This window comes from Caproiciproducens galactitolivorans (genome assembly GCF_004768785.1).
In the GTDB taxonomy this organism is placed as follows: Bacteria; Bacillota; Clostridia; order Oscillospirales; family Acutalibacteraceae; genus Caproiciproducens; species Caproiciproducens galactitolivorans.
On record NZ_SRMQ01000014.1, the window covers coordinates 1 to 10,306 of the forward strand.

The window sequence follows — 10,306 nt, forward strand, 5'->3', positions numbered from 1 at the left end:
TGAAAATGTCGGCCGCCGACAGGCTCCCGCCCGGGTGTCCTGACTTTGCGTGGTACACACCTTCAACCACGCCACGCCTTACTTTACAGGCCAGTATTCGCAGTTCCTTCTTTTCCATGTTGTTCATGAATTCTCCTCCTGTTTATTAATAGTTGGCCTTTTTATAAATTTCATAGACATCCTTGCCGTCAAGCTTTTTAAATCCGCCGATCGTGCGTTTTCCGTGGAACACGCAGCTATCCGCCAACTGACGAAGAACATCGTCGCTCTGCGCCCCGATACCCAGCTGCGTAAAACAGGTCGGCATTTGGAGCGAAGCAAAATAAGAAACCATTTGGGCAATCGCCGCCTTCACGGTTTCCTCGGTACCGCTCTTTCGGATTCCCCAAACCTTGTCCGCGAAACGCACGAAGCGCTCGGGTTTATCGCGCCAGCAATAAGCAGCCCAGGAGCCCCATACGGTCGAGAGGCTCGCGCCGTGCGCAACGTCAAAACGGGCGCTCAGCTCGTGGCCAAGCTGATGGGGCGCGAAATCCGTTACGGCGCCGAGCCCGGTCAGCCCGTTGTGCGAAAGGCTTCCGCACCACATCAGTTCACTCATCGCGTCGTAATCGTGTGGATTTTCATGTGCGATTCTTCCATTCTTTATGACAACCCGCAGAAGGGATTCGGCGATTTCATCCGTAATCTCATTTCCCTCTGTCGGTGTAAAATAGCGATCAAGCGTATGCATCATGATGTCGACGATGCCGCAGGAAACCTGAAAAGGAGGAAGCGAATAGGTCAGTTCCGGATTCATAATGGCAAACCGGGGGCGGTTGAACGGGGTGTTCAGCCCTCTTTTTACGCCCAGCTCCATATTCGTCAGCACAGCCGAATCGCTGGTTTCGCTTCCGGCTGCGGAAATAGTCAGCACCGCGCCGACGGGCATGGATTTCGTAAGCTCCTTTTCACGCGTCCAGAAAAGCCATAAATCCGTATCCGGGTTCGCCACTCCGTGCGCGACCGCTTTCGCCGTATCAATCACGCTTCCGCCGCCGACGCCAAGGAAAAAGTCCGCACCGAAAGCAATCGCTTTGGCAACCGCATCGCGCGCAAAGGACACGCGGGGGTTCGGCTGGACTCCTCCAACCGTCAGAAAAGGCAGGCCCGCCTTTTTGAGGGTCTGTTCCACTTTTGCGATCAAGCCGCTCCTCACCGCGCTTCCGCCGCCGTAAAGGACCATAACGCGTGTGCCGCCGTGCTTTATAATTTCATCCGCTACCTGAAGCTCGGAATCTTTTCCGAAAATGATTTCCGTAGGGGAATAAAATGTAAAATTTTTCATCTGCAAGACCCTTTCGTTAATCGCTGATATCATTTTACACCATTTTTGAAATGTGTCAAATGTTTGAATCCCCACACCAGTTTATTTAAAAAATATTATGCGCAACTCAGCAGTTCCGGATTCGCATGAAGCAAAAAGCAGGAGTTATGACACTAAAAAGAGAAAAATTCCAATAATAACAGCCGTCCGATAAATTTGCGTTTAAAGGACGGCCGTACACACTTTAATGGAGCCAGATAATGGATAATACCGCAATCAGAATCCCGAGAGCCATGCCGGCGATCACTTCCGTGGGCGTATGCCCCAGCGATTCATTCAGCCCCGTAAGCATATGTTCAAAATATTCGTCACCTTCCGGCAGCTCGTACCGGTGCTTTTTCAGATAAGCCTGTATGGAATTAATCGCTTTCGCTTGCTCACCGGCCGCGTGCCGGACGCCCATGGCGTCGTACATAACAATCACAGCCAGCGTAAAGGCAAAGGAAAAGTAAGGAGATGAAAGGCCGTATTCGTGGGCGGTTCCAACCGCTACGGAACAAACGAGTGCGGAGTGCGCACTTGGCATCCCCCCCGCGCCGGAAAGTGTTTTGAAATCGATCCGCTTGTTGCGGAAAATAAAAATCAAGGATTTAATTGCCTGCGCGGCAATCCATGAAACAACGCCAATCGTAATCAAGTAATTAAAAGTAAGAATTTTATAGATCATCGAACCCCATCTTTCCCTTTATATGCCGGGCGGCGAATTGACATTTAAAAGTGTAATTCATTATACCATTTCCAATGTTATAAAGCAAAATGATTTTCCGGTTTTTTAATATTTTATGACAAAAAAGAGCATATCGGCAAATGATATGCTCTTCGGCTTATTGCTCTTCACTATAGTCCGCCGGTTTAATGCCCCTGTGCGGAACAGGCGTGGAAAAAACGATCTGCGTCTGCGTATGCCCAAATTGCTGCAACTGCCCCACAAAGGTGTCCAATTCCACCGTGCTGGGGAATGCAACCTTGATCAGCATGGAATAATTCCCCGTGATGCAGTTGCATTCAATCACATTGGGACATTTCTGGATGAACGGATAAAATACTACTTTTTCACTTGGGGCAACTTCAAGGTTAATAAAGGCCATGATATGGTACCCCAGCTTAACATAATCGACGGAAGCGGTGTAACCCGTAATGATTTTCAGCTTTTCCAGCCGTTCCAGCCGTGCCGAAACCGCCGGGGCGGACAAAAACACCTCCTGCGCCAGTCTTTTAATGGATATTCTCGCATTGGACTGCAGCAGTTCTATCAATTTCCTGTCGATTTTATCTAGCATTCTCTATATCCCCCGCAACGGGAACAGCCGGCTCTCCTTTCAGCCGGCTGAACCTAGCTTATTTAAAATGTTCCGGACGGCTGCCACTTTCCTTTCGTCCGTTCGGAATATGGCATACTCGCTCATAACCGGAAGTCCCATGCTCACACCCTGTTTCCGGTATGTCATGGCGCTGTCGAGCGTCGCCTTCCCCGACATATGGAAGGACCGCGCACCGGTTTCTTTAGCGAGCACTTCGACATTTTCCGCGCCGACGCCGCCACCGATTAAAATATCGATTTTCCCGTCCGCTTCCTTTACAAGGCTTGCAAGCAGTTCCCGTCCTTCGTAACTCGAATTCTTCTGTCCAGAGGTTAGTATGGTCCGCACGCCGAGCTTTTCGGCAGCACGAAGCATCTGGAACGGGTCGCGGCAAACGTCAAATGCGCGGTGGAGCGTAACCGGCCTGTCCCCGGCCGCGTCCATCAAAATACCCATCCGCTCCAAATCCAGATTGCCGTCTGGCTGAAGGACGCCGATCACGATGCCGTCCGCTTCGTTTTCGCGGAACATTTCAACATCTTTTTGAACAATGTTAAATTCCTCATCCGTGTAACAAAAGTCGCCGAAGCGCGGTCGTATCAAAACATTGACCGGAATGGAAACCTTTTTCTTTACCGCCAAAAATAAATGAATATCCGGCGTGGTTCCCCCGATGATCAAATTTCCGCACAATTCCAGCCGGTCGGCCCCGCCCGCCTGCGCGGCGACCGCGGATTCTACTGAATCCACACAACATTCCAGTAAATAATTTTTCACAGTTACATACATCCCTTTTTATCCGTTGCCTATGCGGCAGAATTCCTACCGGCATCATTTTGCCTCCCGCCAAAGGCAGGAGGCAGTTTCCATTTTCCGTATGTAAGCTATTTTAACCCTCAATCCTGAAATCGTCAACCCCGGATATTGGGCCGGGTCATTGCCATAGGATTCAGAATATTATCCAGCATCTGCTTGGGCAGAAGGCCTTTCTCTAAAACGATGTCCTCCACATTTTTGCCGGTTTTCAGCGCAAGCTTGGCAATTTCGGCGGATTTCCGGTAACCGATGTAAGGGCACAGGGCGGTCGCAATTCCGACGCTTTGCCCGAGAAGCTGCCTGCAGCGCTTTTCGTTTGCGGTAATGCCGGACACGCAGTTGTCCACAAAGGTTCTTACACCGTTTTCCAGTGTGGTCAAGGATTCAAATAAATTGTAAAACAGCACCGGCTCAAACGCGTTCAGCTCCATCTGCCCGGCTTCCGCAGCCATAGTGATCGCCATATCGTTGCCAATAATATTAAACGCAATCTGCGACACAACCTCGGGAATGACAGGGTTTACCTTGCCCGGCATAATGGAAGAACCATTCTGCTTCGCCGGCAGGCTGATTTCCGCAATGCCTGCTTTCGGCCCGCTGGAAAGCAGGCGCAAATCGTTCGCCATTTTGGAAAGATCCACCGCACAAGTTTTCAGCGCGTTGGAAACAGCCACAAAGCCGTCCAGATTCTGCGTGGCATCGATCAAATCGTCCGCCTGCCGGATTTCGATCCCGCTAAGCTTACGAAGGTTTTCAACAATGTGTTCCAGATAGGAGGGACTGACATTGATCGCCGTTCCGACAGCGGTTCCGCCCATATTCACGGCGCGGATTTCCCCCTCGGCTTTTTCCAGGCGCCGGATGTCGCGGTCGACAACGGATGCGTAAGCGTGGAACGACTGGCCAAGCCGGATGGGGACGGCATCCTGAAGCTGGGTGCGCCCCATTTTCACGATGCCGTTGAATTCGACTCCCTTTTTCTTTAACACGTCGCTCAGCCGTTTCAACTGGGCGATGACCTTCGGCATCAGCATCAGCGCCGTCAGCTTTCCGGCGGTCGGGAATACGTCGTTGGTCGACTGGGACATATTCACATGGTCATTCGGATGCACGACCGTGTAATCACCCTTTTTCCCGCCCAGAATCTCGATAGCCCGGTTCGCAATAACTTCGTTTGCGTTCATATTTGCCGAAGTCCCTGCGCCACCCTGAATCGGGTCAACGATGAACTGGTCGTGCCATTTGCCCGCAAGGATTTCATTGCAGGCCTTTACTATGGCGTCCGCTTTTGTCCGGTCGAGCAAGTTCGCTTCACAGTTGGTAATCGCGGCCGCTTTTTTAATCTCGGCCAAACTATTTATAAAACAATCGTTCATCCGTAAGCCGGTGATGGGGAAATTCTGTTTTGCCCTTAACGTCTGAACCCCGTAATAGGCTTCCTCCGGTACTTCCAAGCTGCCAATCGAATCGCTTTCGATTCTTGTTTTCATTTTTTTGCCTCCTCCAATACATTCCGAAACACAACATAACTTTTGCTATTAGAGGATAGCACCGGAGAATCCACACGTAAATACATACCGGCAAAATGAAAATTAAATATGGAAACAGAACCTGAAAGTTAACAAAAATAAGTTTTTCTGCAATATACTTTCTTTTTCAACTTGTTTTCCTGCCCGTTTTTCCGGCGGGATTTACTTATCCTGGTACTCCTGCTCGCAGTAAATGCAGCGGTAGCGCTGTGTTCCGTCCTGCGTAAGGCGGAATACATGATCGATCTCCTCTTCAATGCTGGTAATGCAACGGGGGTTTTTGCATTTAATCACATTGGTCAGGGTTTGGGGAAGAACCAACTTCTTCTTTTCAATAATCTTCCCGTTATCAATAATATTAACGGTAATATTGTGGTCGATGAACCCAAGCACGTCGAGGTCGACGTCGGTGGTTCCTTCGATTTTAATAATATCCTTTTTTCCGAGCTTATTGCTCTTGGCATTTTTAATGACCGCAACGCAGCAATCCATTTCGGACAGCTTCAGCAAATCATAAATTTTCATACTGCTTCCCGCGCGGATATGGTCCAGTACAATTCCTTTTTCCAAGCTGTCGATATTAAGCATGTTCTACCTCCAAAAGCGTCATCATTAGTGCCATTCTAACGTACACTCCGTTTTGAACCTGATCAAAATAGGCGGCGCGCGGGTCGTCGTCCACTTCCAGCGCAATTTCGTTTACGCGCGGCAGCGGATGCAAAATCGCCATATCCGGCTTTGCATTCTTCATTTTCGCCATTGTCAGAATATAGCTGTCTTTTAAGCGGATATAGTCTTCCTCATTAAAGAAGCGCTCCCGCTGAACCCTTGTCATATAAAGGATATCGAGCTGCGAAATCACGTCCTCGATATTTTCGACTTCCTCATAAGGAATATTCTTTTCTTTGAGGACATTGTCGATTATGTAGTCCGGCACCCGCAGTTCCTCCGGGGAAATCAGCACAAAGCGGACGCCCTCGTACCTTGATAAAGCCTTAATTAAAGAATGAACCGTCCGGCCAAATTTCAAATCGCCGCACAGTCCAATGGTTAAATGATCCAGCCTGTGCTTTTTCGCACGGATGGTCATTAAATCTGTTAATGTCTGGGTCGGATGCTGATGCCCGCCGTCGCCGGCGTTAATAACCGGAATTTTGGAATACCGGGAAGCCCTTAACGGGGCGCCCTCTTTCGGATGACGGATTGCGCAAATGTCGGCATAACAGGAAACGGCCCGAATCGTATCGGCAACGCTCTCCCCTTTCGCAGCGGAACTGCTGTTTGCAGAAGAAAAGCCTAATACACTGCCTCCCATGTTCAGCATTGCGGATTCAAAGCTTAACCGGGTGCGTGTACTAGGCTCGTAAAATAAGGTTGCTAATTTTTTCCCCGAACAGACTTGCGAATACTTTTTTGGATTTTTTGAAATATCATCGGCTAAATCCAATAGCATGTCAATTTCCTGCACGGATAGGTCGAGTGGATCGATCAGATGTCTCATTTTTACCTCCATCATCTTCAAATTGCGTCCGGATGCCCGAAAAGAAGCACACCCTGAAAAATTCAAAGTGTGCTGCTCAGTCATGAACCGGAATGGTTTTTGTTTTATAGTATACGCTAGCGCGCCGCCGATGTCCATTGTAAGAACTTATAAAATATGCCTCCAACTCACCGACAACACTTGTTTAGAATAACGGAGGTCGGGGAAAACACGATTATACCGTCTGATCCCTCCGTTCGCCCTGTCAAAGCGCTTTGACAACCGGGAAGGTAACCGCACAGGGCCGGGCAGCTTGTTTTGGCTGTCCGGCCCTGTCGGATTGAGTGTATGATTATCTGTGTCCCCGAAAGCGGGCATGCGTAATTACAGGTTTTCCCGGCAAAAATCGCCGATTGCTTTTATATCCTGCTCCTCATTCTTTCCGGACACCGCAATTTCAATGGTGTCCCCTTCCTTTACGCTCAAAGCCATAATCGAAAAAAGCTTTTTTGCATTCGCACTCTTTCCGCCACAGGTAATAATAATTTCCGAATCAAGCTCCTGTGCGCATTTCGCCAAAAGCCCTGCCGGCCTTGCATGCAGGCCGTCGGTAGCGGTGATGGTATATTGTATTGTTTTCATCTTTGTTTTCCCCTTTGCGTTGCTGTTTTACTTTAATTTTTATTTTTCATATTGGACAACAACGGTTTCTCCCGCTTTTGCGTCCCCTGTCTGCAGGGACAGATTTTTCAGGTCTGTAAGGTTGGTCACGATACAGGGAGAGGCTGTACTGTAGCCCTGTTCTTTAATGAATTCCAGATCCATGTTCATCAGCTTTTGTCCAGCCTGGACATGATCCCCCTGCTTTATATGGCAGCAAAATCCCTTTCCCTTCAACTCAACGGTATTGATGCCTAAATGAATGAGCACTTCCGCCCCGTCGTCGCCCTCAATACAAAGGGCGTGGTAAGAATGCGCAATGTTGACCACCTTACCGGCTACCGGCGCGACCACTTCCCCGTTTTCCGGAAGAATCGTCACACCGTCCCCCAGAACCTTCCCGGAAAAGACGCTGTCGGGCGTTTCCGAAACAGGAACCGCCTTGCCGGTTAGTGGGGCTAAAATTTCGAACTTCTTTTTCTTTCTTGTAAATAATCCCATAGGAACCTCCAGTGATATATTCTGCACAAACCCGTTGATTGAAACGGAAAAGTCGGCGGGCGTGCTTCCGACCGGAGCCAGAAGCATTCCCCCGCCGCTGTGATTTTTAACTTATTCGACTAGGCGCTGCTTTACGCAAGGAATTTTTTCATTGCGTTAACCAGCATTTCCGCCTTTGTACCAACGATAACCTGCGTTACCTGATTTCCTGCTTTCAGCAGGCCCGAAGCGCCAAGGGACTTGAATGCCGTTTCATCCAGTTCCTTGTTGCTTTGCAGAACCAGGCGGATTCTCGTAATGCAGGAATCAATCTCCTTAATATTCTCCGCACCGCCGAGCGCCTCTATGTATTGCTTCGCCAAATTATCAAAGCCCTGGTCCTCCACAAGCTTTGCAAAGTTAGCCGTTTCGTTGTCGTCCTCGCGGCCGGGTGTTTTCAGGTTGAACTTCTTGATAAAGAACACGAACAGGAAGAAATAAATAACCGCAAACACAAGACCGACCGGAATAATCATCCACCCGTTGCGCGCTATGTTCCAGTTGAGCAGGTAGTCTGTCAAACCGGCCGAGAAAGCAAAGCTGTCGTGAATGCCCAGCGCACTGCAGACAACGAGGGATACGCCCATTAACACCGCATGGATCAAGTACAGAACCGGAGCAAGGAACATAAACATAAATTCAATCGGCTCGGTAATACCCGTTAAGAAAGCCGTAAGGGCAACGGAGAAAAGGGCGCCGCCAACAGCGGTTTTGTTTTCTTTCTTCGCGCATACGTACATTGCCAGAGCCGCCGCGGGCAGAGCGAACATCATAATCGGGAAGAAACCGGCTGTAAAATGACCGCCAGTTGGGTCGCCGGCAAGAAAACGGTTGATATCGCCATGAACGACTGTTCCGTCCGGTTTTGTAAAATCGCCAAACTGGAACCAAATCGGCGTATTAATTACGTGATGCAGCCCCAACGGGATGAGCAGGCGGTTAAGGAAACCGTAGATGAATTCACCCGGGCCTTTGCTTGTAAGCATCCAGTTTGCCGCCGCGTCAAGCCCCTTCTGAACAGTCGGCCAGATCACGCCTAAAACAGCCCCCACGGCAAGGGAGGCGCCGCCGGAAACGATCGGGACAAATCTTCTGCCGCCGAAAAATCCGAGCCAATCCGGAAGCTTCGTATCCCTGAACCGGTTATAGAGCAAACCGGCAATAATACCGGCGATAATCCCGCCGAAAACCGCCATGTTGATTTTGGTCAGATCCTTTGGTAGTCCGCCCTCCGGCAAGAAGATGGTATGTACCTGTAAAGCATAGTTTACCGCCTGGCTGGATTCGGTAAGAATATAATAGCAGATTGCGCCGGCTAAGCCCGCCGCGCCGTGGTTGTCTTTTGCAAGGCCTACAGCAATGCCGATCGCAAACAGCATGGGCAGATTGTCGAACAGGACTCCGCCCGAGTTTTGAATAAACGGGATGTTGAGCAAATCCGGCTGCCCAAAACGTAAAAGAAGACCAGCAACAGGAAGTACCGCGATTGGTAACATCAATGATTTACCAAGCTTTTGAAATGCCGCTAAAACCTTTTGCATTGTTTTTCCCCCTAATAATAAATATTTTGAATCGAGCTCCCTCGATTAGGTTACGAGTTGCTTAAGCTTTTCAATATCCGTCGCTATGAAAGCAACCGCATCGCCGCAAAGACGGATATCCATCTCCTTTTCGATCACCTCTGCAACCTTTGAAGCCATCGCATACGAATCGGTCATGCTGAGCTTTACCTGCTGGCTTATCTTCATGGTGATCGGTTTTTGATTGGCGGTTAAAGTAACAAGGCAGTGCACGGAAAGCAGAAAGCTTTTGGCGGGCGCGTGTGCCTTATCCAGTTTTTTCCCGAGCATGGCGCCGACCATATCCAGAATTTCACTATACACCCTTGTATTTTTTATGGTTGTGCGTATGTGTTTGTTTCTGCGGGCGGAACAAAGATGCAGCGCAATAAAACCCGTTTCCCCGTCGCCGATTTCAATGCCGATGCGTTCCTTTATGATTTCCGCGGCGATCTGTGCTATTTCATACTCTTTACTGTAAAGAATAGAAATTTCCCCAATGAAGGGATTGTCAATCGGCAACCCCATTTGCAGACATTCGATCGCAAACGTAATATGATCGAGTAAAGCGCCAAAGAGTTTTTCGTTTTGAATCCCTAGTTTTTTGCGTGCAATTTCAACAATCTCGCGGGTTATCTGTTCTACCTTCGCTTCTTCCAAACTGAGCTGCCTAAGCTTACTTTCGCTCCCGCTGCTGTCCAGGATGTAAAACATTTTCTGTTGCGCTGTATTTTCATCCACAGTATCTCCCGGCCTTTTTCCAAAACCGATGCCTTTGCTCATCAGAACGATCTGGCTGCCATCCGGCTTTTTAGCAAGAACCGCATTGTTGTTCAATGCCTTAATCACTTTCAAGCCCATTTCGGGAGCCCCCACATCTTTCAATTTTTCATAGCATTCCCCATCTTGACGATTCAGCTTCAACCCCCCTCAAAGCATAAAAAGGCATAAGCAGTCAGCCCCCTACAAAAAGGAGATCTGAAAGCTTATGCCTGATCGAATCAGTTACATACTTCAATTTTCTCTTATTATAATTAGTTCCTATGCAATTGTCA

Annotated in this window: 11 protein-coding genes and 1 pseudogene; all 12 read right to left on the reverse strand. The window is 49.0% G+C overall.

The genetic code is table 11. The features are described from left to right. A pseudogene (locus CAGA_RS12865) lies at positions 1–127 on the reverse strand (transketolase); the annotation flags it as partial. An 18-nt stretch (positions 128–145) separates the two neighbouring features. Further along, positions 146–1,327 (reverse strand): iron-containing alcohol dehydrogenase, encoded by a 1,182-nt coding sequence (locus tag CAGA_RS11215; protein ID WP_135660843.1) that lies wholly within the window; start codon positions 1,325–1,327, stop codon positions 146–148. Between the two features lie 223 nt (positions 1,328–1,550). Next, the gene (locus CAGA_RS11220) at positions 1,551–2,033 is read right to left on the reverse strand and encodes a divergent PAP2 family protein (protein WP_135660845.1); all 483 of its coding nucleotides are present in this window, start codon (positions 2,031–2,033) and stop codon (positions 1,551–1,553) included. Between the two features lie 157 nt (positions 2,034–2,190). Then, positions 2,191–2,646: an Lrp/AsnC family transcriptional regulator gene (locus CAGA_RS11225; protein ID WP_135660847.1), complete on the reverse strand. Its 456-nt coding sequence runs from the start codon at positions 2,644–2,646 to the stop codon at positions 2,191–2,193. Positions 2,647–2,685: 39 nt separating this feature from the next. Continuing rightward, positions 2,686–3,444, reverse strand: coding sequence for a copper homeostasis protein CutC (locus CAGA_RS11230; RefSeq protein WP_243113028.1), 759 nt, complete (start codon positions 3,442–3,444; stop codon positions 2,686–2,688). A 134-nt stretch (positions 3,445–3,578) separates the two neighbouring features. Beyond that, positions 3,579–4,973, reverse strand: coding sequence for an aspartate ammonia-lyase (locus CAGA_RS11235; RefSeq protein ID WP_135660851.1), 1,395 nt, complete (start codon positions 4,971–4,973; stop codon positions 3,579–3,581). Positions 4,974–5,174: 201 nt separating this feature from the next. Further along, on the reverse strand, positions 5,175–5,600 hold the full coding sequence (locus CAGA_RS11240) for an aspartate carbamoyltransferase regulatory subunit (protein WP_135660853.1): 426 nt from the start codon (positions 5,598–5,600) through the stop codon (positions 5,175–5,177). After that, positions 5,593–6,513: an aspartate carbamoyltransferase gene (gene pyrB / locus CAGA_RS11245; protein ID WP_135660854.1), complete on the reverse strand. Its 921-nt coding sequence runs from the start codon at positions 6,511–6,513 to the stop codon at positions 5,593–5,595. Before pyrB ends, CAGA_RS11240 begins: the two co-directional genes overlap by 8 nt. Positions 6,514–6,876: 363 nt before the next feature. Continuing rightward, on the reverse strand, positions 6,877–7,134 hold the full coding sequence (locus CAGA_RS11250; RefSeq protein ID WP_135660857.1) for an HPr family phosphocarrier protein: 258 nt from the start codon (positions 7,132–7,134) through the stop codon (positions 6,877–6,879). 39 nt (positions 7,135–7,173) lie between these two features. Then, positions 7,174–7,653 carry a PTS sugar transporter subunit IIA gene (locus CAGA_RS11255; protein WP_167875227.1) on the reverse strand — a complete coding sequence of 160 codons (480 nt, stop codon included), beginning with the start codon at positions 7,651–7,653 and terminating at the stop codon, positions 7,174–7,176. 131 nt (positions 7,654–7,784) lie between these two features. Beyond that, positions 7,785–9,233, reverse strand: a complete 1,449-nt coding sequence (gene nagE, locus CAGA_RS11260; protein WP_135660861.1) for an N-acetylglucosamine-specific PTS transporter subunit IIBC — start codon at positions 9,231–9,233, stop codon at positions 7,785–7,787. Between the two features lie 45 nt (positions 9,234–9,278). Next, positions 9,279–10,175, reverse strand: coding sequence for a PRD domain-containing protein (locus CAGA_RS11265; RefSeq protein WP_135660863.1), 897 nt, complete (start codon positions 10,173–10,175; stop codon positions 9,279–9,281). Between the last annotated feature and the right edge of the window lie 131 nt (positions 10,176–10,306).